At 64.9% G+C, this 23,274-nt stretch carries 25 protein-coding genes; 6 read left to right on the forward strand and 19 right to left on the reverse strand.

All coding sequences use genetic code 11. The annotated features are described in order from the left end of the window. Positions 1 to 85: 85 nt before the first annotated feature. Both N911_RS0109960 and N911_RS0109965 read right to left on the reverse strand, forming a co-directional pair. Positions 86 to 1,429: a glutamine synthetase family protein gene (locus tag N911_RS0109960; RefSeq protein ID WP_029896722.1), complete on the reverse strand. Its 1,344-nt coding sequence runs from the start codon at positions 1,427 to 1,429 to the stop codon at positions 86 to 88. 219 nt (positions 1,430 to 1,648) lie between these two features. Further along, positions 1,649 to 2,593 carry a radical SAM protein gene (locus tag N911_RS0109965; protein WP_029896724.1) on the reverse strand — a complete coding sequence of 315 codons (945 nt, stop codon included), beginning with the start codon at positions 2,591 to 2,593 and terminating at the stop codon, positions 1,649 to 1,651. Between the two features lie 49 nt (positions 2,594 to 2,642). Here N911_RS0109965 and N911_RS0109970 point away from each other — a divergent pair, with 49 nt between their 5' ends. Further along, complete coding sequence (locus N911_RS0109970) at positions 2,643 to 2,891, forward strand: type II toxin-antitoxin system HicA family toxin (RefSeq protein WP_029896726.1); 249 nt, start codon at positions 2,643 to 2,645, stop codon at positions 2,889 to 2,891. 3 nt (positions 2,892 to 2,894) lie between these two features. Here N911_RS0109970 and era read toward each other — a convergent pair whose 3' ends face one another. Continuing rightward, a complete protein-coding gene (era, locus tag N911_RS0109975; RefSeq protein WP_029896727.1) occupies positions 2,895 to 3,803 on the reverse strand; it encodes a GTPase Era in 909 nt (302 codons plus the stop codon). Between the two features lie 137 nt (positions 3,804 to 3,940). Here era and topA point away from each other — a divergent pair, with 137 nt between their 5' ends. Continuing rightward, the gene (gene topA / locus N911_RS0109980; RefSeq protein ID WP_029896729.1) at positions 3,941 to 6,229 is read left to right on the forward strand and encodes a type I DNA topoisomerase; all 2,289 of its coding nucleotides are present in this window, start codon (positions 3,941 to 3,943) and stop codon (positions 6,227 to 6,229) included. A 96-nt stretch (positions 6,230 to 6,325) separates the two neighbouring features. Here topA and N911_RS0109985 read toward each other — a convergent pair whose 3' ends face one another. Next, a complete protein-coding gene (locus N911_RS0109985) occupies positions 6,326 to 7,102 on the reverse strand; it encodes an IS3 family transposase (RefSeq protein ID WP_051693988.1) in 777 nt (258 codons plus the stop codon). Beyond that, positions 7,099 to 7,371, reverse strand: a complete 273-nt coding sequence (locus N911_RS0109990; RefSeq protein WP_029895528.1) for a transposase — start codon at positions 7,369 to 7,371, stop codon at positions 7,099 to 7,101. Before N911_RS0109990 ends, N911_RS0109985 begins: the two co-directional genes overlap by 4 nt. 613 nt (positions 7,372 to 7,984) lie before the next feature. Between N911_RS0109990 and hisI the strand changes: the two genes are divergently transcribed. Then, on the forward strand, positions 7,985 to 8,362 hold the full coding sequence (hisI, locus tag N911_RS0109995) for a phosphoribosyl-AMP cyclohydrolase (RefSeq protein ID WP_029896731.1): 378 nt from the start codon (positions 7,985 to 7,987) through the stop codon (positions 8,360 to 8,362). After that, positions 8,359 to 9,231: an ATP phosphoribosyltransferase gene (hisG, locus tag N911_RS0110000; RefSeq protein ID WP_029896733.1), complete on the forward strand. Its 873-nt coding sequence runs from the start codon at positions 8,359 to 8,361 to the stop codon at positions 9,229 to 9,231. The genes hisI and hisG overlap by 4 nt, the downstream gene beginning before the upstream one ends. 149 nt (positions 9,232 to 9,380) lie before the next feature. Here the strand turns inward: hisG and N911_RS0110005 are convergent, their stop codons facing one another. The 7 genes from N911_RS0110005 to N911_RS0110035 all read right to left on the reverse strand — a co-directional run bounded on the left by N911_RS0110005 (position 9,381) and on the right by N911_RS0110035 (position 15,085). After that, positions 9,381 to 9,962, reverse strand: coding sequence for a MarC family protein (locus tag N911_RS0110005; RefSeq protein WP_029896736.1), 582 nt, complete (start codon positions 9,960 to 9,962; stop codon positions 9,381 to 9,383). 81 nt (positions 9,963 to 10,043) lie between these two features. Further along, positions 10,044 to 12,161, reverse strand: coding sequence for an ATP-binding protein (locus N911_RS0110010; protein ID WP_237559931.1), 2,118 nt, complete (start codon positions 12,159 to 12,161; stop codon positions 10,044 to 10,046). Continuing rightward, positions 12,158 to 13,162, reverse strand: a complete 1,005-nt coding sequence (locus N911_RS0110015; RefSeq protein ID WP_081859151.1) for a phosphate/phosphite/phosphonate ABC transporter substrate-binding protein — start codon at positions 13,160 to 13,162, stop codon at positions 12,158 to 12,160. The genes N911_RS0110010 and N911_RS0110015 overlap by 4 nt, the downstream gene beginning before the upstream one ends. A gap of 74 nt (positions 13,163 to 13,236) precedes the next feature. Continuing rightward, positions 13,237 to 13,737, reverse strand: a complete 501-nt coding sequence (locus N911_RS0110020; protein WP_081859152.1) for a tetratricopeptide repeat protein — start codon at positions 13,735 to 13,737, stop codon at positions 13,237 to 13,239. After that, positions 13,712 to 14,110 (reverse strand): PA2779 family protein, encoded by a 399-nt coding sequence (locus tag N911_RS0110025; protein ID WP_029896743.1) that lies wholly within the window; start codon positions 14,108 to 14,110, stop codon positions 13,712 to 13,714. Before N911_RS0110025 ends, N911_RS0110020 begins: the two co-directional genes overlap by 26 nt. Further along, positions 14,107 to 14,697 carry a C39 family peptidase gene (locus N911_RS0110030; protein ID WP_237559932.1) on the reverse strand — a complete coding sequence of 197 codons (591 nt, stop codon included), beginning with the start codon at positions 14,695 to 14,697 and terminating at the stop codon, positions 14,107 to 14,109. The genes N911_RS0110025 and N911_RS0110030 overlap by 4 nt, the downstream gene beginning before the upstream one ends. After that, positions 14,684 to 15,085, reverse strand: a complete 402-nt coding sequence (locus N911_RS0110035; RefSeq protein ID WP_029896748.1) for a PA2779 family protein — start codon at positions 15,083 to 15,085, stop codon at positions 14,684 to 14,686. The genes N911_RS0110030 and N911_RS0110035 overlap by 14 nt, the downstream gene beginning before the upstream one ends. A 262-nt stretch (positions 15,086 to 15,347) precedes the next feature. On the opposite strand from N911_RS0110035, the gene groES reads away from it, so the two are divergent. Together groES and groL are read left to right on the forward strand one after the other, a co-directional pair. After that, positions 15,348 to 15,635, forward strand: a complete 288-nt coding sequence (gene groES / locus N911_RS0110040) for a co-chaperone GroES (RefSeq protein WP_029896750.1) — start codon at positions 15,348 to 15,350, stop codon at positions 15,633 to 15,635. 46 nt (positions 15,636 to 15,681) lie between these two features. Further along, positions 15,682 to 17,340 carry a chaperonin GroEL gene (gene groL / locus N911_RS0110045; RefSeq protein WP_029896752.1) on the forward strand — a complete coding sequence of 553 codons (1,659 nt, stop codon included), beginning with the start codon at positions 15,682 to 15,684 and terminating at the stop codon, positions 17,338 to 17,340. A gap of 553 nt (positions 17,341 to 17,893) precedes the next feature. Here the strand turns inward: groL and hcp are convergent. From hcp to N911_RS0110080, 7 genes are all read right to left on the reverse strand, one after another. Continuing rightward, positions 17,894 to 19,546, reverse strand: coding sequence for a hydroxylamine reductase (hcp, locus tag N911_RS0110050; RefSeq protein WP_029896754.1), 1,653 nt, complete (start codon positions 19,544 to 19,546; stop codon positions 17,894 to 17,896). Positions 19,547 to 19,712: 166 nt separating this feature from the next. Then, the gene (locus tag N911_RS0110055; protein ID WP_029896756.1) at positions 19,713 to 20,909 is read right to left on the reverse strand and encodes a GAK system CofD-like protein; all 1,197 of its coding nucleotides are present in this window, start codon (positions 20,907 to 20,909) and stop codon (positions 19,713 to 19,715) included. 63 nt (positions 20,910 to 20,972) lie between these two features. Then, positions 20,973 to 21,449 (reverse strand): hypothetical protein, encoded by a 477-nt coding sequence (locus N911_RS0110060; RefSeq protein WP_029896758.1) that lies wholly within the window; start codon positions 21,447 to 21,449, stop codon positions 20,973 to 20,975. Next, complete coding sequence (locus tag N911_RS0110065; RefSeq protein WP_029896760.1) at positions 21,446 to 21,709, reverse strand: hypothetical protein; 264 nt, start codon at positions 21,707 to 21,709, stop codon at positions 21,446 to 21,448. The genes N911_RS0110060 and N911_RS0110065 overlap by 4 nt, the downstream gene beginning before the upstream one ends. A 131-nt stretch (positions 21,710 to 21,840) precedes the next feature. Continuing rightward, positions 21,841 to 22,302, reverse strand: coding sequence for a hypothetical protein (locus N911_RS0110070; protein WP_029896762.1), 462 nt, complete (start codon positions 22,300 to 22,302; stop codon positions 21,841 to 21,843). Further along, positions 22,299 to 22,574, reverse strand: coding sequence for a hypothetical protein (locus N911_RS0110075; RefSeq protein ID WP_029896764.1), 276 nt, complete (start codon positions 22,572 to 22,574; stop codon positions 22,299 to 22,301). The genes N911_RS0110070 and N911_RS0110075 overlap by 4 nt, the downstream gene beginning before the upstream one ends. A gap of 214 nt (positions 22,575 to 22,788) precedes the next feature. Then, positions 22,789 to 23,268: a Crp/Fnr family transcriptional regulator gene (locus N911_RS0110080; RefSeq protein WP_029896766.1), complete on the reverse strand. Its 480-nt coding sequence runs from the start codon at positions 23,266 to 23,268 to the stop codon at positions 22,789 to 22,791. Positions 23,269 to 23,274: the final 6 nt, after the last annotated feature.

Raw genomic sequence — 23,274 nt, forward strand, 5'->3', positions numbered from 1 at the left:
GAGTTTCCGACGAAGTACAAGGTGCGAAAAAAAGGCCCCCCGCCGGGGCGGGAGGCCTTGCTCGCGGTTGGTTGCCCGCTTCGCCCTAGGTGGTGGGCAGGTAGCGGCACAGCTCCCATTCGGAGACGTGGGTGCGGAACTCGTCCCACTCGGCGAACTTGGCTTCCAGGTAGGCGTTGTGCATGTGCTCGCCCAGGACTTCCTTCATGACCTCGGAGTCGCGCAGGTGGGTCAGGGCCTCGTAGAGGGAGCCGGGCAGGGAGTCGATGCCGCGGCCTTCCATCTCGCGCTCGGTCATGGAGAAGATGTTGTCCTCGGTGGGGGAGGTCAGCTCGTAGCCTTCCTCGATGCCCTTGAGGCCGGCGCCCAGCATGGCGGCGGTGGCCAGGTAGGGGTTGGCCGTCGGGTCCGGGCAGCGCAGTTCGATGCGGGTGGCCGCTTCCTTGCCGGGCTTGTACATGGGCACCCGGATGAGGGAGGAACGGTTGCGGTTGGCCCAAGCGATGTAGACCGGGGCCTCGTAGCCCGGCACCAGGCGCTTGTAGGAGTTGACGATGGGGTTGGTGATGGCCACGAACTCCTTGGCGTGCTTCAGCAGGCCGGCGATGTAGGCCTTGCACTCGTCGGAGAGGTTGTACTGGGCGTTGGGGTCGAAGAAGGCGTTCTTGCCGTTCTTGAACAGCGACTGGTGCACGTGCATGCCGGAGCCGTTCTCGCCGAACAGGGGCTTGGGCATGAAGGTGGCGTAGCAGCCGTGCTTGCGGGCGGTTTCCTTGACCACGACCTTGTAGGTCATGGCGGTGTCGGCCATCTTCAGGGCTTCCTGGTAGCGCAGGTCGATCTCGTGCTGGGAGGGGGCGACCTCGTGGTGAGAGTACTCCACCTGGATGCCCATGCGGTTCAGAGAGAAGATGATGTCGCGGCGGATGTCGTTGCCCAGGTCAAGCGGCGGGGCGTCGAAGTAGCCGCCGAAGTCCAGGACCTTGGGGTCGTTGGGGCTGGCGAAGGTGAAGAACTCCAGCTCGGGTCCCACGTACATGGTGTAGCCCTTGGAGGCGGCCTTCTCCAGCGCGGACTTGAGGATGAAGCGGGGGTCGCCGGCGAAGGGAGTGCCGTCGGGGTTCTTCACGTCGCAGAACATGCGGGCGACGGGGCGCTCGGTGGGGCGCCAGGAGACCAGCTGGAAGGTGGTGGGGTCGGGGAAGGCCACCATGTCCGATTCCTCGATGCGGGCGAAGCCCAGGATGGAGGAACCGTCGAAGCCCATGCCCTCTTCGAAGGAGGCTTCCAGCTCGTTGGGGGTGATCTGGAAGGACTTCAGCGTGCCCACGATGTCGATGAACCAGTACTGGATGAAGCTGACGTTGTAGTCCTTGACGGCGCGCATCACGTCGTCGGCGTTCTTGCAATTGAAGACCGGAGTTTCCATAATTTTTCCTCCTCCCGCGTTTTCGGGGTTGGGGTTTGCAGCCTTGCTGGCGACTCCCTTTTTCAAGATCAGGGCCAAGGCAAGCCGCGCCAGTCATTTCAAAGAGTTATGTGAAAATCACCACCGGCACGCCGGGCCGGGTTGGACAATTTTCGCAAAAAGGCTCGGGTATGGCCCGAGCCCCTTTTCATTATTGTAAACCATACTCCGGGGGGTTTGTCACCGCCGGAGCATGCGCAGAAGGAAATCCGCCGTGCCCCCGGACCGCTCGTCCAGCCGCAGGCCCGCTGCCTCGGCTGCCTCTCTGGCCTCGCGGCATTCCACGGCGGTGGGGGAACGGTCCGCGCCCTCCATGGTCCGGGCGCGGTGGCAGGGCCGGTACTGCTCCATCACGTTGACGTAGGTGTTGGGCGAGAGCGCCGCAAGCCAGGCGACCCATTCCCTTGCCCCGGCCAGGTCGTCCGGCATGACCAGGTGGCGGACAAGCAGGCCGCGCACGGCCACACCCTTGTCGTCCAGTTCCAGGTCGCCCACCTGGCGATGCATCTCGGCGATGGCCTCCCGCGCCTTCTCCGGGTAGTCGCGGGCGGCGCAGAATCGCGCCGCCGCGTCCGGGGACCAGAACTTGGCGTCCGGCATGTAGATGTCCACCACCCCGTCCAGCAGCCGCAGGGTCTCCACCTCGTCGTAGCCGCCGGAGTTGTACACGATGGGCAGGGTCAGCCCCTTGGCCGCGGCGATGTCCACCGCCTCCAGCACCTGCGGCACCACGTGGCTGGGCGTGACCAGGTTGACGTTCAGCGCGCCCTGGCGCTGCATGACCAGCATGCACTCGGCCAGCACCTCGGGCTCGGCCTCTTCGAAATCGCCGCCGCCCTGGGAGATTTCCGCGTTCTGGCAGAAGGCGCAGTCCAGGTTGCACTGGGCGAAGAAGATGGTGCCGGAGCCGGATTGGCCCACCAGCGGCTGTTCCTCGCCGAAATGCAGGTGGTGGGAGGCCACCTGGGCCAGCCGTCCCGTGCGGCAGAAGCCCAGTTCCCCCTCAAGCCGGTTCACACCGCATTGGCGGGGGCAGAGGCGGCAGTCCGCCAGCCTGGCCACGGCCTCCTCGGCCCTGGCCTTGAGCCGGTCGTCGCGGTGCAGGGGGATGTATGACGCGGACATGGAGTCCATGCTACCACAGCCCCAACGCAAGGCAACAAGGACCAGACCCATGCACCGCCTGCCAGCCGTGGATTCCGCCAAGCTCCTCAAGGCCCTCAAGCGCGAGGGGTTCGAGGAACACCGCAGCAAAGGCTCCCATGTTCATCTCAAGCACCCGGACGGACGCTCCGCCACCATCCCCCGCCATTCCGGCGAGGAGCTGGGGCGCGACCTGCTGCGCCGCATCATGCGCCAGACCGGCATGACCGTGGAGGACATGCGGGCCTGCCTGCGAAAGGACGATTCCTGCGGGGAATAGGGGCTATTCGCCAAGGCCCAGGGACCGGAGAAAGGAGGGGTTTTCGGTCCAGTCCGGCTGCACCTTGACCCACAACTCCAGGTGGACCTTGGTTCCGGTGAGCTGGCCGATCTCCTCGCGGGCCAGCTGGCCGATCTGCTTCAGCCGCTGGCCGCCCTTGCCGATGACCATGCCCTTGTGCGTCTGCCGGGCCACGTAGATGACCGCGTGGATGCGGGTGAAGTTGGGGTCCTCCTCCTCCCAGGACTCGATCTCCACGGCCGTGGAGTAGGGCAGCTCGTGGCGCAGCTCCAGGAACAGCTTTTCGCGGATGATCTCCTGGGCCATGAAGCGCAGGGGCAGGGTGGAAAGCTGGTCCTCGGGAAAGAGGAAATCGCCCTCGGGCAGGAGCTTCACCGCGTGCTCCAGCATCTCGTCCACGCCGTCGCCGGTGAGGGCGGAGACCGGGAAGACCTCGGCCTGCGGCCAGGTCTCGTTGATGCGGGCCAGAAGGGCCAGCAGCTGGCGCTTGTCGTGGACGCGGTCGATCTTGTTGGCCGCCACGAACAAGGGGGCCGGGGGACTCTGCAGCACCTCGGCCAGGGGCTGGGTCTCCTGCTCGAACAGCCTCGGCTTGTCCACGTACCGCTTGGCGTCCAGCATGAGCAGGATGACGTCGCCCTGGTTCATGGCCTCCCAGGCGGAGCGCAGCAGGAAGCGGTTCATCTCGCCCTTCAGCCGGTGCACGCCGGGCGTGTCCAGAAACAGCACCTGCGCCTCCGCCGTGGTCAGGATGCCGGTGATCTGGTTGCGGGTGGTCTGGGGCTTGGGCGTGACGATGGCCAGCTTCTCCCCCAGGGCGTGGTTGAGAAGGGTGGACTTGCCCGCGTTGGGGGGGCCCATGAGGGTGATGGTGCCGAAGCGCTTGCTCATGCTCCGGCGAGTATCCCCGCCCGCCGCCGGGGTCAAGGGGGAAGCGGGTTGCGTTCTGCCGCCTGCGTGACTATAGCTCCCCGGTATCTCCCCCGGGCGAGCCTTTTCCGGGGGTAGTCCCCAATCTGCGAGAATCCATGGGCAAGAACCTCATCATAGTCGAGTCCCCGGCCAAGGTCCGGACCATCTCCAAGTTTCTGGGCAAGGACTACAGCGTGGAGGCCTCCGTGGGCCACGTGCGCGACCTGCCCTCCAAGGAGCTTGGCGTGGACGAGGAGCACGGCTTCGAGCCGAGCTACCAGGTCATCAGCGGCAAGGAGAAGGTGGTCAACAAGCTGCGCCAGGCCGCGGCCAAGGCCGACCACGTCTACCTGGCCCCGGACCCGGACCGCGAGGGAGAGGCCATCGCCTGGCACGTGGCCGAACTGCTGCGCGAGGCCGGGGGGAAGAAAAAGAAAAAGGATGCGGAGGAAACCCCCATCAGCCGCATCCAGTTCAACGAGATTACCGCCCGGGCCGTGCGCGAGGCCCTGGAGCAGCCGCGCAGCCTGGACCGCTCCCTGTTCGAGAGCCAGCAGGCGCGCCGCATCCTGGACAGGCTGGTGGGCTACAAGCTCTCCCCCCTGCTGTGGAAGAAGGTCAAGCGGGGCATCTCCGCGGGCCGGGTGCAGTCCGTGGCCCTGCGCATCGTGGTGGACCGCGAGCGGGAGCGCATGGTCTTCGAGCCCGAGGAGTATTGGCTCTTCAAGGCGGAATTGGAAGGCCCCGAGCCGCCTCCCCTGACCGCCGACCTGTGGAAGGTGGACGGCAAGAAGCCCGCCATCGGCTCGGGCGAGGAGGCCGAGGCCCTGGAGGGCCGCATGGAGGGCCAGCCCTTCATCGTGGCCGAGGTGGCTCAGAAGGAGCGCAAGCGCAATCCCAAGCCGCCCTTCATCACCTCCACCCTGCAGCAGGACGCGGCCAACAAGCTGGGCTTCTCCGCCAAGAAGACCATGTCCACCGCCCAGCGCCTCTACGAGGGCGTGGAGCTCGGCGACCGGGGCACCACCGCCCTCATCACCTACATGCGTACCGACTCGGTGCGCGTGTCCGGCGAAGCGCGCGGCGCGGCCCGCGACTTCCTGCTCAAGAAGATGGGCGACGAATACGTGCCGGACAAGCCGCGCGGTTACAAGACCAAGTCCGGCGCGCAGGACGCGCACGAGGCCATCCGCCCCATCGACGTCTTCCTCTCCCCGGAGGAGGTCAAGCCCTATCTGCCGCGCGACCAGTTCCGCCTCTACGAGCTCATCTGGCGGCGGTTCATGGCCTCGCAGATGGCCAGCGCCGTCATCCACGACACCGTGGTCACCATCGACCGCGGACCCACCCAGTGGCGGGCCAAGGGCGAGCGCATCCTCTTCCCCGGCTTCCTCAAGATCTACGGCATGGACGAGGCGGCCGAGTCCGCCCTGCCCAAGCTGGAACAGGGCATGGAGCTGACCCCCAAGAAGGTCTCCAAGGAACAGAAGTTCACCCAGCCGCCCCCGCGCTACTCCGAAGCCTCCCTGGTCAAGGAGCTGGAGGACAAGGGCATCGGCCGCCCCTCCACCTACGCCCAGATCATCTCCACCCTGCTGGACCGCGACTACGCCCGGCTGCAGGAAAAACGGTTCGTGCCCACCGAGCTGGGCATGACCGTCTCCGACCTGCTCTCCAAGCACTTCCAGAACCTCATGGACATCAGCTTCACCGCCCGCATGGAGGAATCCCTGGACCACGTGGCCGAAGGCGGCGAGGACTGGAAGCACCTGCTCAAGGAGTTCACCGGCAACTTCTACCCCACCCTGGAAAAAGCACAGGAGGAAATGGAAGGGGTCAAGGGCTCGGGCAAGGAAACCGGCATCCCCTGCCCGGACTGCGGCAAGCCCCTCACCGTGCGCTTTGGCCGCAACGGCGAGTTCCTGGGCTGCTCCGGCTACCCGGACTGCACCTTCACCTCCGAGTTCAACCGCGACGAGTCTGGCCAGATCCAGCTCATTGAAAAGCCCAAGGAAGAGCTGGAACCCGTGGGCGCCTGCCCGGAATGCGGCAAGGACCTCTACGTCAAGACCTCCCGCACCGGCTCCCGCTTCATCGCCTGCTCCGGCTACCCGGACTGCAAATACTCCCAACCCTTCACCACCGGGGTGCCCTGCCCCAACCAGAACTGCCCCGGCGAACTGGTGGAAAAATCCTCCAAACGGGGCAAGGTTTTCTACTCTTGCAACCAGTACCCCAAATGCGACTACGCCGTCTGGGACTGGCCCATCAACGAAAAATGCCCCATGTGCGAATCCCCCGTGCTGGTCAAGAAAACCACCAAGGCGCGCGGCCCCCACATCGCCTGCCCCAACAAGAAATGCCGCTTCACCCGCTCCATCGAAGAGGAAGAAACGGACGAGTAGGGCCGGGAAATTCGAGGGAATGAAAAGGGGTTGAAGCGTTTTCGGACGAGTAGAGCTGGGAAGTTGAAGGAAAAGAAAAGGTGTACTGCCCCCGGTTTAGCAAGCCTTTTGTAAGAGAGTCCGCGAGTTGATCAGTTCCTGCTCGGTTGTCACCGGGGTTTTATACCCCAGCGCCGAGTGCAGGTAGCCTTGGTTGTATTCTTCGATCCAGGAGCCCAAGGCTTGGTAAAAGGCCGTCGGGCTACGCCATTCATTGATCCAGACCAGCTCTTCCTTCATGGTGCGCATGAAGCGCTCTGTGTCGGCGTTGCCTTTGGGGTTGTTGTAGCTGGTGAAGGCGAGTTTGATGTCCATGACGCGGCAAGCCTTCATAAAGCTCGTCGAGGTCGGTTGGCAGCCGTTGTCGGCCATGAGATGAAGACCGCCGCCGCGCACGCCTTCGGGGAACTGCCTGCCGACAGCCGCGTTGAGCGCCGAGAGCCAATGCCATGCCTTGGCTTGATCGCCGGCGTAGTGGCCGACGACCTTCTTGGTGCGCCAGTCAAGCACAATGACCACGTACAGCCAGCCGTAGCCGTCAATCTTGATTTTGGTCATGTCGATACCCCACCACTCGTTGGGTCGCGAGGGCCGGGGCTTGACGCCGGTCGGCTTGCGTTTGGCCTTGAGTCGCAGGTTGGGCTTCACCGTGAGGTCATGCTCGCTCATGAGCCGGTAGACGCGGTTTTGGCCGACGACAACGCCGTCCACGAAGCGCAGGAACGCCCAGACCCGACGGTATCCCCAGAACGGATGGTCGGCCTTGATGCCGCGAATGCGGGCCAGGAGGTCGGCGTTGCGCTCGGCGACCTTTGCATATGGTCCGCGCTTCATCCGAACGGCCCGCTTTTTTTTAGCTCAATGGTCAACTCACCGATCAGGCTTTTGAGCTTCATGTTTTCGCGCTCAAGTCTGGCCGTACGCTGTGCGCCGTGCTCTTGCTCGAACGCTCTGTGCGCCTGGGCAAGGAATTGATCGCGCCACTTGTAATACTGGTTCTGCGAGATGGCGTACTCGGCGCACACTTCGCCCACGGGTCGTCCTCGAAGGCCTTCGAGGACGACCCGAGTCTTCTGCTCCGGGGTCCACTTCCGTCGCTTCATGGCAAACCTCCTGCCTGTTGAGAAGCCACGGACTTCCACTTAGATCAAGGCTGTTTCAAACTGGGGGCAGGATAAAGGGGTTGAAGCGAATTACGCTTCAACCCCTTTTTTTGGGGAGGGGGTGGCAGGGGAATGCGAGGTGGTTGGCCGGGGTTGGAGTTCCGGGCAGTGGGAGAGGGAGGAAAAACCCTTTAAAAAGGGTTCTTCCCTCCCTCTCCCACGCCCTCACCCTCCTTTTCCTAAATTTTTTGTCGCTCGCTTCGCTCGGGAGCGTGGTGCGGGGAGGGTGGATCCGGGAGTCCCCAGCCCAATTCAGCGTTCAACGCATCTGAAGCCAGGCGGCCAGGGTTGGGTTCTACCGGGTAGACGCGCCCCACAATCGTCCATTCGCCGGAGTGCTCCCCGCTCGCGATTCCACCGCGCACCAACCCGCGAATACACATGCAAAGTTACTTTGCCGCAGGGTCCAGGGGGCGCGTAGCCCCTGGTCGCCCGCAGGGCGAAATCTTTTCTCTTCCAAGGCCTCGTAATCTCCGCCTTCCTCGCATGCCTTGCAACTGTCACACGTTCCGGGTATGCGGGGCGGTTTGCGACTTTTTTTGCGAGGTAAGCCATGCAGCCAGATTTCGAGAAGTGCGGCGGGTTGGTGCCGACGATCGCGCAGGACGTCGAGGACGGCGAGGTGTTGATGCTCGCCTACATGAACGAGGACGCCTGGGAGAGGACGTTGGCCACGGGCGAGGCCCATTACTGGAGCCGGAGCAGGCAGAAGCTGTGGCGCAAGGGCGGCACGAGCGGCCATGTGCAGAAGGTGCACCATATCCGTCTGGACTGCGACGCGGACACGGTTCTGTTGATCGTGGAGCAGTTGGGCGGCGCGGCCTGCCACAAGGGGTACAAGAGCTGTTTTTATCGCGAGATCGAGAGCGCGGGGGAGCCGGTCGTGGTGAGCGAGATGGTTTTCGACCCGCAGGAGGTGTACAAGAAATGAGCAAATTGAAGCTGGGTATTCCCAAGGGATCGTTGCAGGACGCGACCATCAAGCTGTTCGCCAAGGCGGGCTGGAAGATCAATCCCAGCCACCGCAACTATTTCCCCGAGATCAACGACGAGAGCATGCAGTGCTCCATGTGCCGCGCCCAGGAGATGAGCCGGTACGTGGCCGACGGCACCCTGGACGTGGGGCTGACGGGCAAGGACTGGATCGAGGAGAACGAGTCCGACGTGGTGGTGGTTTCCGACCTGGTCTACTCCAAGGTCTCCAACCGCCCGGCCCGCTGGGTGCTGGCCGTGGCCGGGGATTCCCCCTACGAGAAGCCGGAGGACCTGCGGGGCAAGAAGATCGCCACGGAGCTTTGCAACTTCACCCGCAAGTGGTTTTCCGAGCAGGGCATCGACGTGGACGTGGAGTTTTCCTGGGGCGCCACCGAGGCCAAGGTGGTGGAGGGGCTGTGCGACGCCATCGTGGAGGTGACCGAGACCGGCACCACCATTCGCGCCCACGGCCTGCGCATCATCAAGGACATGATGTACACCAACACCCGCCTCATCGCGAACAAGGAGGCCTGGGAGGATCCCTTCAAGCGCAAGAAGATCGAGCAGATCAACATGCTGCTCAAGGGCGCTCTGGAGGCCGAGGCCCTGGTGGGGCTGAAGATGAACGTGCCCGCGGACAAGGTGGACACGGTCATGGAGCTGCTGCCCGCGCTGACCGCGCCCACGGTGGCCCACCTGCACAATTCCGACTGGGTGTCGGTGGAGATCGTGGTGGCCGAGTCCACGGTGCGGGACCTGATTCCGCAGCTGGTGGACCACGGCGCCAGCGGCATCATCGAGTACGCCCTGAACAAGGTCATCTAGCCGGGCCGAACAACTAGACGAGCCGAGCTACGCGGCCGGGCTCCCAGGCGGGACCCGGCCGTTTTCTTTTCCGCGCCGCCCGACCGGGCGGCTCCCCTTCCTTTCTTCCGGCGCGTTCGCCCGCCTTCCCTTGCGGGGAGGGGAGCGTCCTACAGGTCCAGGAAGTTCTTGATTCCGGTGAAGACGATCTGCGCGGACAGCGCGGCCAGCACCAGGCCGGTGAGCTTGGTGAGGATGGACAGCCCCTGTTTGCCCAGCAGCCGTTCCACGGGCGAGGACAGGTAGAGCAGCGCGCCCAGGGCCAGCACGGCCGTGCCCAGGGCGGCCAGGCCGACGAGCCGTTCCGAGGGGTCCGCGCCCTCGGCGCCCATGACCAGGATGGCGCCGGTGGTGGCCGGTCCCACGGCCACGGGGATGGCCAGGGGCACCACGCTCACGTCGCCCTCCCCGGCGGCCGGGGCCTTGGCGCTGCCCACCAGGTTGACGGCGCTGAGGAAGAGCAGCGAGCCAGCGCCGATGCGGAAGGCGTCCAGGGTGATGCCGAAAATGTCGAAGATGGCCTGGCCGAAGAAGTAGAGCACGAAAGTGACCACCAGCACGGCCAGGGTGGTGCGCACGGCCAGCCGCCGCCGGGCGGCGGCGTTCTCGTCCGCGGTCAGGGAGAGAAAGACCGTCAGGACGAAGAACGGGGTCAGCAGAAAGAAGAAGGTGATGCAGACGCTGAGAAACATGGGCACCTCATGGTGGACTTCCCCTCCCCTGTCAAGGCGCGGGGGAGGGCGGCGGCCCGGATTCGCGCCGGAGAAGGGCGGCTAGACGCGCACGGCGGCGTCGCCGGTGACGTCGGCGAACTCCTCGCATTCCTCCTCGGGCAGGCCTTCGGAGGTGAGGGGCAGTTCGATGATGAAGACGGTGCCGGGGCCGGGCTGCTTGATTTGGCCGTGGCCGGAGCCCAGGTAATCCACCGGCGCGGGGGATACGGCGGAGATGCGGCCCTTGTGCTCCTTGATGATGCCGAAGGAGATGGACAGGCCCAGGCCGGTGCCCTTGCCCACCTGCTTGGTGGTGAAGAAGGGGTCGAAGATTTTCTTGAGGTTCTCCTGGGAGATGCCCGAGCCGGAGTCGGCGAAGAATACCACCACCCGTCGGCGGTGCTTGCAGAGCTTGGAGCGGATGAAGATGGTGCCGTCCTGGCCGATGGAGTCGAAGGCGTTGTTGACCAGGTTGAGCCAGACCGATTTGAGCTTTTCCTTGTCGCCCTCGATGGGGGGTATTTTGGGGTCGAGGTCCAGCTCCAGCTCCACCCGGTCCTGCTTGAAAATGGTGCGGACCAGGTTGGCCACCTCGTCGATGGACTCGTTGAGGTCCATCTTCTGCAGCGAGGACTCGGACTGGCGGGAGAAGCCGAGGAGGTCGGCCACGATTTTCTTGCAGACCTTGGTCTGCTTTTCGATGACGGCTACGTCTTCGTGCTCCTGGGACTTTTCGGGCAGGTCCTCCAGAAGCATCTGGGTGTAGCCGAGGATGATGCCCAGGGGGGTGTTGATCTCGTGGGCCACGCCTCCGGCCAGCCTGCCCAGGTCCTCCATCTTCTGGGACTGGATGAGCTGTTCCTGGTAGTTCTTCACCGCGGAGATGTCGCGGGCGGTGAGGAGGAGGCCGATGATGTTTGACTCGGCGTCGTAGACCGGCACCTTGACGATGTGGAACCAGCGCTTGGCGTTCTCGTGGGAGACCATGACCTCCTTGGACACGGGGATGCCGGTCTGCAGGATCTCCTTGTCCTCCACGCGGTTGGTGTGCTGGTCCTGGATGGAGAATACCGAGTGGTCGGTGCGGCCGATGATGTCCTGCTCGCGCAGGTTGAAATAGCGGCAGAAGGCCTTGTTCACGGCTCGGTAGGCCCCGTTCTCGTCCTGCAGGGAGACCAGGTCCGGGGTGACGTCGAAGATGGTGCGCAGTAGTTGCTCGGAGCGGGCCAGGTTCTTTTCCGTGGACTTGAGTTCGTCGATGTGCGTCTTGAGGGAGACGGCCATGACGTCGAAGGCCTCGGCCAGGTCCTGAATCTCGTCGCCCCGGTTTTCGCGGTAGACGCGGCAGTCACTGCAAGACTCGATCTTGTGGGGGTAGTCGCCGGGGGCGCACTCCGGGCAGAGGGTTCCGGCCACGTACCAGCAGCGGCGGCAGGGGTCGCCGTAGGCCGGGCACTCCTTGCGGTCGCAGTTCATTATCTCCCAGCAGTTGGCGGATATGGTCGGCCCGGCCAGGACGTCGAGGTTGCCCTTGACCACTTCCTCGGCGGACTCCCGCAGGGCGCCCAAGCGGCGGGTGACGGTGCGGATGAAGACCGAGCCCAGTCCCACGGCCAGGACAGCCACCAGCCCCAGGGAGAGGACGATGGCCCAGGCCACGTCGCGCCGGGCGGCGCGGATGCGGTCCTGGGACAGGCCCACCCGGACCACGCCCAGGGTGTCGCCTTCCACGTCCACGTGGTGGGCGAAGTCGTAGACGCGCTGGGAGCCGATGTCGAGAACGGCGTCGGACTGGCCCTCATCCCGCGGAATGGGGTTGGCCCGGGCCAGTTCCACAGGGAAGCCGCCGATGAAGGAATGGGCCAGCACCTGTCCCCGCGAGTCCAGCACGAAGGCGTAGACGATGTCCGGCGAGGAGGCGGCCTCATCGGTCATGTTCTTCAGCCGCAAAAGGTCTACGGAGAGGATGGGGCCCACGGAGCGGGCGGCCAGGGAGGAGGCCAGGGTGGCCCCGCGTTTCTTGGCCTCCTTGGTCAGGGCCGCGCCGGAGATGTTGGAGGAGAGCAGCACCGAGGCCACCCCGGCCATGAAGAGCAGGCCGCCGATGCCCAGGTAGATTTTGGCCGCGAAGGAGAGGCGGCAGAGGTAGCGGTAGGCCATTACCGCCGGGTTGGTCATTGGCCGCCTCCCACGGTGATCTCCCCGGCCGACTCCAGCCGCTTGATGAGGTCGCGCACCGGGTCGAAGTCGGAGTCCCTGGCGGCCACCACGCCCTGGAAGTGGGCACGCTCCAGGATGGCCCTGTCGTCCGGGTCATCGCGGTCCAGGGCCAGCAGGGCGTCGCGTATGCGCTGGGTGACGGAGGCGGACAGGCCCTTGCGGGCGGCGAAGGTCCAGCCGGGGTAGTCGCGGGTGGAGGCCACCACCTTGAGCTCGTCCAGGTCGATGCGGTCGGCCAGCAGGGCTCGGGTGCCGGAGCGCACAGTGCCCACTTCGAACTTGCCGTAGTACACGGCCAGGACGACCTTTTCCTGCTTGCCACCCGGCCCGGGGGCGAAATCGATCTCGGCGAAGTCCGACTTGGAGAGGCCGTGCTCCAGGAAGTGGCCCAGGGGAAAGAGGTAGCCCCCGGCCGAGGTGGGGTCCACGGCGATCCAGCGCTTGCCCCGGCAGTCCAGCAGGGAGGATATGAACTCGTTGTCGCGGCGGGCGATGATCTCGCCGTAGAAGCCTCGGGAGCCCGGTTCCTCGATGCGGGCGAAGGCGGTGGCCCCGAAGCGCTGGTTGATCTTCACGTAGGCGAAGGGGTTGAGAAAGGAGATGTCGATGGCCCCTTCGCCGACCATGGAGATGTGGTCGTCGAAGGTGTCCGGAAAGACCTGGCGCAGCCGCAGGCCGGTGGCCTCGGCCAGATAGTCCACAAGCGGGCCGTGGCGGCGGTAGGAAACGGTGTGGGAGTACTGCGGCAGGTAGGCGTAGGTCAGGCCGCCCGGGGGCTGCTCCAGGTTGACCTCCACGCGCTTGGAGAGGTCGACCTGGACCACCTCCTCGTCGTCGCCGCAGCCGGCCAGCGCCAGGGCGAGGACGAGAGCGGCCAGCCCGGCCAGCAGGGGGGCCAGCAGGAGGAAGGTGCGGGTCAGGTCCCGCCAGACGCGTCGAGGTTCGTCCGCCGGCGGCATGGGGTCATGGTTACACCTTCCAAGGCCCATTGCCTAGCGGGGGGCGGCGCTTGCGAAAAAAGGGACGAACGTGCTCAGTTCCCGGGCGGAGGGCCCTTGCGCACGGCCCGGATCCGCTCGAAGGTGTCCAGGTACTCGCCCCGGTGCTTGGCGTCCGCCAGGTTGACCGCTTCGCGGGCCAGCCGCTCCGCCTCCTCCAGGTCCTCGCGCCGCTGTAAAAGCAGCCAGGCCAGGTTGTTGCGCGGCTCGGGGTCGTCCGGCATGGTCTCCACCGCTTCGCGGTAGCTTGCCTCGGCCTCGCCGTACCGCTGCATGGAGTAGTATGTGTTGCCCATGAAGAGGTGGGCCTGCTCCATTTCCGGCAGGGCGGCCTCGTACTCCCGCAGGGCCAGCTTGTATTCGCCGTTCTTCTCGTAGGACAGCCCCAGCTTGAGATGCTCCTGCGGCGTGAGGGCGTCGCGGTGCCGGTGCAGGGAGGGCAGGGCGCAGCCGGAGAGCAGCAGCAGGGCCAGGCAGGCGGCAACCGGCCCGGCCCAGCGCCGCGCAGGGCTAGTTGACCCGGAATTCGTCGTCATAAATGTACCAGATGACGAAGCCCAGGATGGCGATGATGACAATGGCGATGATCACGCCGCCCGCGCCAGCTCCGGCGTCAAGCGCTTCAAGCTGCGAGGCGAGGGTGTGCAGTTCCCGGTCGGACAAAGCCGCCAGCCGCTGCTCGACCTCCCCGGGGGAGTAGCCCAGGTCGGCCAGCCGTTCGCGGACGACCTTGTTCTCCAGGGTTTGTTGCACGGTGGCCAGGTCGTCGGCGCGTACATCCGCGGACAGGGAGCGGTGGCTGGGCACGAAGCCCGCCTGAACGCGGGGAACGAAGGACACCAGGCACATGAGCACGGCCATGCAGGAGGCCAGGCCCTTGAAAAGGGGGTGGGAAACGACGGCGTTCATGGGGATACCTCGCTGTGGGGAGGGTTGGGGGTGACACGCAGGGTCCAACGGGCGGCGTTGTCCCAGCGGGCGTGGAAGTCGGACCAGGGCAGGCGCTTGTGTTCGGTTCGGCCGGAGTTCACCACCACCGCCTCCGGAGTGTAGCCCACCACCACCATGTAGTGGTTGATGGCAACCCCGCCGAATCCGTAATCCACCATGACCAGCAGGGGACGGCCCGCGTCCACGGCCCGCACCAGGTCGTCCGGCTCCCCGGCGAACCACTCGGTGGCGAAGCCGCGCGTGCGGGGGTACAAAGCCAGGTCCAGGCTGACCGTGCCCTGGATGTCCTCGCGGAAAATCTCCCGCCGAATCTCGTCTGGCTTCACAGGGTCGCCATGGTGGTTGAGGATGCCCGCCAGCGAAGCCGGGCCGCACTGGTTGGGATCCTGCGGGTGGAACGGCACGCTGGAGAGCACGCGGCTGCCGTCCGGCGGACGGAAGTCCCCGGGGAGGGAGCGCGAAGCGCAGCCGACGAGCAGGCCAAAGGCCGCCAGGGCCAGGACCGGAAGAAGAGCCGCCTTGGCCCGCGACCTATTTGTCCTCAACCGCGACCTGCTTGTCCGTGACCTTGAGGACGACGATGACCACCAGCACGATGATCAGGACCACGATGATGGCCCCCAGGATGCCGCCGGAGTCCACCGCGTCGATCTGGGAGGCCAGGGAGTGCAGTTCCTGGTCCGAGAGCATGGACAGCCGCTGCTCGATCTCTTCGGGCGAGTAGCCCAGGTCGGCCAGCCGCTCCCGCACCATCTTGTTTTCCAGGGACTTCTGCACGGTGGCCAGGTCGTCGGTCCGCACCTCGGCGGAAAGGGACCTGTCGCTGGGCACGAAGCCCGCCTCCACGCGCGGGACGAAGGAAACCAGACACATGACCACAGCCATGCCCGCGGCCAGGGACCTGAACCAGCCCGTCTCGAGAAATTCTCGCATAGCGCTCTCCTCTTCTTCCCCCCCGTTTACGGTGAAGAAAAGGGTGTGATGACCTATATAACACGGGAAACGCGCCGCGAGTCAAGTCGCTGACAAGACGGCCAAACCCCCGCCCGGCGGGGGATGAAAAATTTTTTTGCTCCCCGCCATTGACAAAAAACACCCCCCGCCTTACTTCACCGACCGTCGAGAATTGGCACTTTCCCTCGGCGAGTGCTAACAGCAATCGCGCAATATTAACCATTTGATTCGGAGGTTGCAGATGAATCTGAAACCGCTTCACGACCGGGTTCTGGTCAAGCGCCTTGAGGAAGAGGAAAAGACCGCCGGGGGCATCATCATCCCCGATTCCGCCAAGGAAAAGCCCATTCGCGGCGAGATCAAGGCCGCCGGCCCGGGCAAGACCGGCGACGACGGCAAGCCCCAGCCCATGAGCGTCAAGACCGGCGATAAGGTGCTCTTCAACAAGTATGCCGGCACCGAGATCAAGGTCGACGGCGAAGAGTACCTCGTCATGCGCGAGGACGACATCCTGGCCATCATCGAATAGCACCCGCATTTTTTTCAGAAGCTAAGCCTGTATTCGGAGGAAGCACATGCCTGCCAAAGACATTCTTTTCGCCACCCGCGGCCGCGAGAAACTGCAGCGCGGCGTAGACAAACTGGCCAATGCCGTGAAGGTGACCCTTGGCCCCCGCGGCCGCAACGTGGTCATCGAGAAATCCTTCGGCTCCCCCACGATCACCAAGGACGGCGTGACCGTGGCCAAGGAGATCGAGCTGGAGGACAAGTTCGAGAACATGGGCGCCCAGATGGTCAAGGAAGTCGCCTCCAAGACTTCCGACATCGCCGGTGACGGCACCACCACCGCCACCATCCTGGCCCAGTCCGTCTTCAACGAAGGCGTCAAGCTGGTGACCGCCGGCCGCAACCCCATGGCCATCAAGCGCGGCATCGACAAGGCCGTGGAGTCCGTGGTGGCCGAGCTGGAAAAGCTGACCAAGCCCACCCGCGACCAGAAAGAGATCGCCCAGATCGGCACCATCTCCGCCAACAACGACACCACCATCGGCAACATCATCGCCGACGCCATGTCCAAGGTTGGCAAGGAAGGCGTCATCACCGTCGAGGAGGCCAAGGGCCTGGAAACCACCCTGGACGTGGTCGAGGGCATGCAGTTCGACCGCGGCTACCTCTCCCCCTACTTCGTGACCAACACGGAGAAGATGGTCTGCGAGATGGAGGATCCCATGATCCTCATCAACGAAAAGAAGATCTCCAACATGAAGGACCTCCTGCCCGTGCTGGAGCAGGTGGCCAAGATGTCCAAGCCCCTGGTCATCATCGCCGAGGAGATCGAGGGCGAAGCCCTGGCCACCCTGGTGGTCAACAAGCTGCGCGGCACCCTGCAGGCCGTGGCCGTCAAGGCCCCCGGCTTCGGCGAGCGCCGCAAGGCCATGCTCCAGGACATCGCCTCCCTTACCGGCGGCACCGTGGTGTCCGAGGACGTGGGCGTGAAGCTTGAAAACGTCACCGTCAACGACCTGGGCTCCGCCAAGCGCGTGGTCATCGACAAGGAAAACACCACCGTCGTTGACGGCGCCGGCAATGCCGAGGACATCAAGGCCCGCGTGGCCCAGATCCGCCGCGAGATCGAGGAGACCACCTCCGATTACGATCGCGAGAAGCTCCAGGAGCGCCTGGCCAAGCTCGTGGGCGGCGTGGCCGTCATCAACGTCGGCGCCGCCACCGAGACCGAGATGAAGGAAAAGAAGGCCCGCGTGGAAGACGCCCTCAACGCCACCCGCGCGGCCGTCGAGGAAGGCGTCGTGCCCGGCGGCGGCGTCGCCCTGGTGCGCTGCTGCCACGTGCTCGATAAGCTCAAGGGCGCCGACGACGACGAAATGTCCGGCATCGAGCTCATCAAGCGCGCCATCGTCGAGCCCCTGCGCCAGATCGCCTACAACGCCGGCGAGGAAGGCTCCATCGTGGTGGAAAGGGTCAAGGAACAGAAAGACGCCAACGGCTTCAACGCCGCCACCGGCGAGTACGAAGACCTCATCAAGGCCGGCGTCATCGACCCCAAGAAGGTGACCCGCATCGCCCTGCAGAACGCCGCCTCCGTGGCCGGCCTGCTGCTGACCACCGAGTGCGCCATCGCCGAATCCCCGCAGGACAACGAGTCCGGCGGCGGCGGCATGCCCGGCGGCATGGGCGGCATGGGCGGCATGGGCGGCATGGGCGGCATGTACTAGCCACCCACGGCCCAGCCGACACATACCGATCGCCACACAGCCGGGCGGGGGAAACCCCGCCCGGCTTTTTTTTGTGGAAAGTGAGGGGATGGGAAGAAGGAAGATTTCGCCCTGCGGGCGACCAGGGCCTGCGCGGCCCTGGACCCGCGGCAAACTACCTTTGCATGTGTTTTCGCGGGTTGGCGCGCGGCAGGGGAAAGGACAAGGGGTACTCCGGCGAATCCGTGATTGCTGAATTATTTCAGACAATAAAACCCTGCACTGGCCCTTTGACTGGCGATGCGTTGGACGCGAAATTAGGAGGATGGCCCCCGCCAGCCATTTCCCCGTACTCCGCTCCCGAGCGAAGCGAGCGACAAAAAATTAGGAAAAGGAGGGTGTGGGTGTGGGAGAGGGAGGAAAGACCCCTTTTTAAAGGGTTTTTCCTCCCTCTCCCACTGCCCGGAACTTCCACCCCAACCGACCACCCTCCATTCCCTTGCTCCCAAACCAATAAAGGCCCGCGCCTCGTTACGAGGCGCGGGCCTTTGTTCCACGTAGCCGGAGAGGAAGGTTAAGCCAGGCAGGCTTCGAGGTCTTCCTCGGGTGTGGAGATGGGCTTGATGTCGTAGTTCTGGACGAGGTGGTCCAGGACATTGGGCGTGAGGAAGGCGGGCAGGGAGGGTCCCAGCCGGATGTCCTTGATGCCCAGGTGCAGCAGGGTGAGCAGGATGGCCACGGCCTTTTGCTCGTACCAGGAGAGGATCATGGACAGGGGGAGGTCGTTGACCTCGGTGTCCAGTGCCTGGGAGAGGGCCAAGGCCACCTGGATGGCGGAGTAGGCGTCGTTGCACTGGCCCATGTCGATGAGCCGGGGCAGCCCGCCGATGTCGCCGAGGTCCTTGTCGAAGAAGCGGAACTTGCCGCAGGCCAGGGTGAGGATGACGGTGTCCTTGGGGGCCTTTTCCACGAATTCGGTGTAGTAGTTGCGGCCCGGTTTGGCGCCGTCGCAGCCGCCCACCAGGAAGAAGTGGCGGATGTTTCCGGCCTTGACAGCTTCGATGATCTTGTCGGCCACGCCCATGACGGCGTTGTGGCCGAAGCCCACGGTGACCTCGCCCTTGTCCACATCGTCGGTGAAGCCTTCGAGTTGCTGGGCCATCTCCACCACAGGGGAGAAGTCCTTGTCGCCTTCCCCGCCGGGGCCTTCCGGGATGTGCTTGATGTCCGGCCAGCCCACCAAGCCGGTGGTGAAGAGGCGGTCGGCGTACTCTTCGGGCGGGCGCTGCAGGCAGTTGGTGGTCATGACGATGGGGCCGGGGAAGTCGCGGAACTCCCGCTGCTGGTTTTGCCAGGCGGTGCCGAAGTGGCCGTAGAAGTGGGGGTGTTTCTTCAGTTCGGGGTAGCCGTGTGTGGGGATCATTTCGCCGTGTGTGTAGACGTCGATGCCCAGGTCCTTGGTTTGCTCCAGGATGAGATCCAGGTCCCGCAGGTCGTGGCCGGAGACGAGGATGCACTTGTTCTTGCGGTGTCCCAGGGGGACCTGGGTGGGAACGGGGTGGCCGTATGTGGAGGTGTTGGCCGCGTCCAATAGCTCCATGGCGCGCAGGTTGTACTTGCCCACCTCCAGGGCCAGGTTCACCCAGTCCTCCAGGGTGCGCTCTTTGCCATCGTACCCGGCGGCCAGGGCGCGGTAGACGAATTCGTACAGATCGGCGTCCTTGTGGCCCAGGATCTGGGCGTGGTCGGCGTAGGCGCAGACGCCCTTGAGGCCGAAGAGGACGGTATGCATCAGGGAGCGGACATCGTCGTCATCGGTGGGGTAGTTGGTCAGCCCCTTGTCCTGGGCCTGGGCCACCAAGCCGTCGTGGTCGGTCGCCGGCATGAAGGTGGCCGGCCCCTCGGGCAGGTTCAACTCGTTGCCCGTGTTCTCGATCTGGGCCTTGAGCTCGTCGCGGAAACGGCAGATCTCGTTGATCTGCTCCATGAAATAGTCTGGGTCGAAGTTGACATTGGTCAGGGTGGCGAAGAGGTTCTTGACCACCCACTCGTCCGCTTCCTTGATGGTGTTGCCGGTCTCGCGGCCGCGCAGAGCCACCAAGGCCAGGCCGCGCATGCAGTAGGCGGTCAGGTCCTGCAGGTCGGAGACATCCGGCTGCTTGCCGCACACTCCCACTTTGGTGCATCCCTCGCCTTTGGCCGCTTGCTCGCACTGGTAGCAGAACATGGAAAGTCTCCTTTCTGGGTATGGATTGTGCGCCTATCAATGCCATCCTATCCAATACACGTGTGGGGTGAATGATTAAACGGCGCGGCGGGCAAATCCCCGAGAGATAACCAGTGTCTCCCCGTAGGGGCTGGAGGATCGAGCCCGTGCCGGGGATTTAGGCGGATCAGACTAGGCTGAGCAGATGCTGGATGAGCAGGTGGGGGTCCAGCAGGGGGACGGATTCTTCCGAGACCAGGGTGGTGTCGATGACCTCCACTCCGAAGCGGCGTATCCTGTCCAGTTCCAGGGGGCCGCCGTAGTCGGCGTTTTTGGAGTCCACCAGAATGAAGTTCAGCAGGGAATCGCGGGAGGCTTTGGCGGAGCAGCCCCGCTCCAGGTAGCCGAACAGGGTCTTCACCGCTCCGGCCACGCTCAGGCCCTTCATCTCCGGATCGCCCGCCACGTTGGGCACGTAGACCTTGGGGCACTCTGTGGTGCGGATGGCGTCCCCCACCCCGCGCGGAAGCAGGTTGGCCACCAGGGAGGTGTAGAAGGAGCCGATGGGGTAGACGATGATTTCCGCCGAATTGATGAGCCGGCGCATCTTGTCGCGGATGGGCAGGTCGGCGGGCTGGGGGTTGTCCGGGTCCAGCGTGGCCCACAGACGGACCACGGGGGATGAGATGGGTGGGACTTCCTTGCCGGTGAGCCGGTGTTGGCCGACCACCACCGAGCCGTCCTCGAGTTCGGCCGCCAGGTGGGCGTTGCGGTTGACCACCGGACGCACCGTGCCCCGGGCTTCAACCAGCTTGGTGAAGAGGTAGATCACGGGGTCGATGTGGCGGCGCTGGTTGAAGTAGCCGCCGGTGAGGATGAGGTTGCCGATGGAGGCGCCGCGCAGGTCGAAGTCCTCTGGCATGCGCTCGCGGAAGAAGCCGAGGTGCGAACGGATGATCTTGCGCATGGGGTCGGGCACGGCCGCCACCATGGGGTCCTTGCCGCGCACCAGCTGGTCCAGCCTGGCGCGCAGGTCGCCGTTGGCCTCGCCAGTGGGCAGGCGGGTGGCGAAGAGATCGAAGATTTCCGGGTTGCCCTTGAGGGTGCGGTCGGCCAGGGCCATGAGGCGGTTGCGGATGTCGCCCACGGCCAGCATGCCGAAGGCTTGCCGGATGGTGGCGGAGCTTCCCCCGGAGTCGAAGGGGGTCATGACGTGGATGGAGTTGTGGGTGGAGGAAATGATTTCCCGCGACAGGTCGCGCAGGGCGGTGCCGCCTGTGAAGAACAGGGCGCGCGGCCCAAGGTCCGGTACGCGGCGGTAGCGGGCCAGCTTGACCGGATCGGGGGTGGTGACGCTGCGGGTGACGCGGAGGTGTTGCGGCATGGGGGCTCCTGGCGGGTGGTTGGGAGAGGCCATTGTGCCACGGAGTCCGTGGCGGTTTAAAGACTAGGCCGCCCGTTCGCCCGCCTTGCGCGCCTCGGAGGCTGTCCGCTTGTCGATGTAGTCCAGCAGAAGGCAGGTTTCGGCCATGTCCTGGCCCAACTGCCCCACCAGCTTGCTGGCCTTCTCGTGCTGCTCCAGCTTGATGTGCCCCTGGCGCAGCAGCCAGTCCGCCATGGCCTGATCGCGGATTTGCTTGGCGTGGCGCTTCTTTTCCGGTGCCGCCCCGGGGTCTTCCGGCGGAGGTTCCGCGGTTGCCTCCTCCAGCTCCCACCTGGCCCGCGCAACCTCGGCCCGCGCCTGGTCAAGCTCGGCCTGCAGCTCCGCCTGCCGTTCGCGCGCTTGGCGGTATTCCTCGCGCAGTTCATCCTCCTGGCGGCCTATGTCGTCCATGGCCTTCTCCCGCCAGGAGGTGATGCGGCGCACACCAACCAGGCTGCCAGCGCCCAGAATCACCAGCACCGCGACGGTCAGCCAGATCATTGTCCGTTCTCACCGGAGGTGTCGCCGCCGAGCCGCCCACGCAGGGCGTCCGCTTCGGCCCTGGCCTCGGCCAGCCGCCGCTCCAGGTCCTTGTTGGTTTTGCGCACGGCCTTCGTCTTGTGGCGCAGGTCCGCTTCCAGGCGCGCCAAGGCAGCCTTTTTGGTCTCAACAACCTGCCGCGCGCCTTCGAAATGGGCCACAAGGCCTAGTACGGCCCCAACCAGGGCCAGGATACAGATCATCATCAGGAAGCCGTCCATGGAATGCCTCTCACGCTTCGTGAAGGGGCGCGGCGTCCAAGTTCGGGGCAGACGGGGCGGAACGCCGCGCGGGACGGTTTTTAGCACAAGACGGGACGGAGGGCCACGCCGGAGGGAGGGGAAACAGGGGGTCAGGAGTAGGCGGCCCTGGCGGCCTCCTTGGCCGCTTCCTTGCTGATGTATCCCAGGATGAGGCAGGTTTCCAAAAGGTCCTGGCCGGTTTTGCCCACCAGTTTGGAGGCCTTCTCCAGCTGTTCGATGCTCAGGTGGCCTTGGCGCAGCAGCCAGGAGCCGGCCCGCTCGTCGATTTCACCGGCTGTGCGGGCCGGGCGCGCAGGCCGGGGCTGGTCGTCATCGGATTCAAGTCCGGAGAGCCGGTACAGCACTAGGCTCAGATTCTGCTCGGCGATGCGGAGTTGCCGTTCCAGCTCCCTGCGCTCGCCCATGGCCTCCTCCAGCCTGCTGGTGAGCCGCGCCTCCCGCGCCTTGATCTCGCGTGTCCTGGCATCGCTCCAGAGGTGCAGGCGCTGGCAGGCCAAAAGCCCGAAGATGAGCAGGGCCGAGAGCAGAGCCACCACCAGCAGGATGGTCACGCCGGGGCCTCGTTCTCCGCGCTTCGGCTCTCTTCTGCGCTGACGCGCAGTTCGGCGTCGATGGCCCGCGCGTGGACTTCCTTGATCTTGGCGCGCAGTTCCTCGTTGCACCTGGCCAGGCCGTCAAGCTTGGCCTTGACCAGAGCTTCCTTGCGTCGCAGGCAGGTGCGGCGCATCTCCACATGCTTGCGGACGCGGTCCAGCACGCCGAGCAGGACCAGCAGTTCGGTGACCCCCGCCAAGAGGACGAGCATCAGCCATAATCCGTCCATGCGTTCCTCCGTATCGGTTTGCCAAATGAAGGCGATACCAGACCGGGAGCGTGTGGCAATGGGGTGAAACCCCCAAATTAATGGGTTTCGCCACCCTTTCGGGGCTGGAACGAACACAGCCGCCAGGCCTGCAGGCCGGGCGGCTGTGTCGGAAGCGTTCCGGGAGCGTGTGGGGAGGACGATTCCCGCGCGGGAATCGTCCATCCGCAAGGAACTAGCTCTGGATTTTCTCCAGATCGGGATGGGTCTCCAGGACTTTCACCAGTTGGCTGGTGCGAAGCTTGAGCCTGTCCATGAGCAGCTGGTTGAGGTTGGCCATGAACCGATAGCCCGCGTCCTGGTGCTCGGACAGCAGGGCCAGCAGGTCGGTTCCCTTGACTTCGGCGACCTGGCACTCGTCGCTGCAGATCACGTTCGTCTGGTACCGGCCGCCCTCGACCAGGGAGGACCAGCCGTAGCAGTAGCCGGTGCGGACGTCGCCGAGGGTGACTTTGAATTCATCGTCGACCGCGTCCTCCAGCTTGGCCTTGCCCCGGATGTGGAAGAAGAAGGTGTCCGCGGGCTCGCCCTGGGCCATGACGAGGTCGCCCTCTTTGTAGCTCGTGACCGTGGCCATCCCGTTCAGGGCGTCCACGACGTTCTGGGGCAGACCTTCCAGCAGGCGGAAGCGCTTGGGGTCAAGTACAGCATTCATGATGAA

The sequence above is a fragment of the Desulfohalovibrio reitneri genome (assembly GCF_000711295.1).
Classification (GTDB): Bacteria; Desulfobacterota; Desulfovibrionia; order Desulfovibrionales; family Desulfovibrionaceae; genus Desulfohalovibrio; species Desulfohalovibrio reitneri.

Excerpts from the sequence above, each read along its gene's own strand:
- topA (WP_029896729.1), top strand. The coding sequence starts at position 3,941 with ATGGGCAAGAACCTCATCATAGTCGAGTCCCCGGCCAAGGTCCGGACC.
- hcp (WP_029896754.1), bottom strand. The coding sequence starts at position 19,546 with ATGTTCTGCTACCAGTGCGAGCAAGCGGCCAAAGGCGAGGGATGCACC.
- N911_RS0110055 (WP_029896756.1), bottom strand. The coding sequence starts at position 20,909 with ATGCCGCAACACCTCCGCGTCACCCGCAGCGTCACCACCCCCGATCCG.
- N911_RS0110035 (WP_029896748.1), bottom strand. The coding sequence starts at position 15,085 with ATGCGAGAATTTCTCGAGACGGGCTGGTTCAGGTCCCTGGCCGCGGGC.
- N911_RS0109960 (WP_029896722.1), bottom strand. The coding sequence starts at position 1,429 with ATGGAAACTCCGGTCTTCAATTGCAAGAACGCCGACGACGTGATGCGC.
- groES (WP_029896750.1), top strand. The coding sequence starts at position 15,348 with ATGAATCTGAAACCGCTTCACGACCGGGTTCTGGTCAAGCGCCTTGAG.
- N911_RS0109985 (WP_051693988.1), bottom strand. The coding sequence starts at position 7,102 with ATGAAGCGCGGACCATATGCAAAGGTCGCCGAGCGCAACGCCGACCTC.
- N911_RS0110080 (WP_029896766.1), bottom strand. The coding sequence starts at position 23,268 with ATGAATGCTGTACTTGACCCCAAGCGCTTCCGCCTGCTGGAAGGTCTG.
- N911_RS0110015 (WP_081859151.1), bottom strand. The coding sequence starts at position 13,162 with ATGCCGCCGGCGGACGAACCTCGACGCGTCTGGCGGGACCTGACCCGC.
- N911_RS0110060 (WP_029896758.1), bottom strand. The coding sequence starts at position 21,449 with ATGATCTGGCTGACCGTCGCGGTGCTGGTGATTCTGGGCGCTGGCAGC.
- N911_RS0109970 (WP_029896726.1), top strand. The coding sequence starts at position 2,643 with ATGCACCGCCTGCCAGCCGTGGATTCCGCCAAGCTCCTCAAGGCCCTC.
- N911_RS0110020 (WP_081859152.1), bottom strand. The coding sequence starts at position 13,737 with ATGACGACGAATTCCGGGTCAACTAGCCCTGCGCGGCGCTGGGCCGGG.
- groL (WP_029896752.1), top strand. The coding sequence starts at position 15,682 with ATGCCTGCCAAAGACATTCTTTTCGCCACCCGCGGCCGCGAGAAACTG.
- era (WP_029896727.1), bottom strand. The coding sequence starts at position 3,803 with ATGAGCAAGCGCTTCGGCACCATCACCCTCATGGGCCCCCCCAACGCG.
- N911_RS0109965 (WP_029896724.1), bottom strand. The coding sequence starts at position 2,593 with ATGTCCGCGTCATACATCCCCCTGCACCGCGACGACCGGCTCAAGGCC.
- N911_RS0110010 (WP_237559931.1), bottom strand. The coding sequence starts at position 12,161 with ATGACCAACCCGGCGGTAATGGCCTACCGCTACCTCTGCCGCCTCTCC.
- hisI (WP_029896731.1), top strand. The coding sequence starts at position 7,985 with ATGCAGCCAGATTTCGAGAAGTGCGGCGGGTTGGTGCCGACGATCGCG.
- N911_RS0110025 (WP_029896743.1), bottom strand. The coding sequence starts at position 14,110 with ATGAACGCCGTCGTTTCCCACCCCCTTTTCAAGGGCCTGGCCTCCTGC.
- N911_RS0109990 (WP_029895528.1), bottom strand. The coding sequence starts at position 7,371 with ATGAAGCGACGGAAGTGGACCCCGGAGCAGAAGACTCGGGTCGTCCTC.
- hisG (WP_029896733.1), top strand. The coding sequence starts at position 8,359 with ATGAGCAAATTGAAGCTGGGTATTCCCAAGGGATCGTTGCAGGACGCG.
- N911_RS0110065 (WP_029896760.1), bottom strand. The coding sequence starts at position 21,709 with ATGGACGGCTTCCTGATGATGATCTGTATCCTGGCCCTGGTTGGGGCC.
- N911_RS0110075 (WP_029896764.1), bottom strand. The coding sequence starts at position 22,574 with ATGGACGGATTATGGCTGATGCTCGTCCTCTTGGCGGGGGTCACCGAA.
- N911_RS0110005 (WP_029896736.1), bottom strand. The coding sequence starts at position 9,962 with ATGTTTCTCAGCGTCTGCATCACCTTCTTCTTTCTGCTGACCCCGTTC.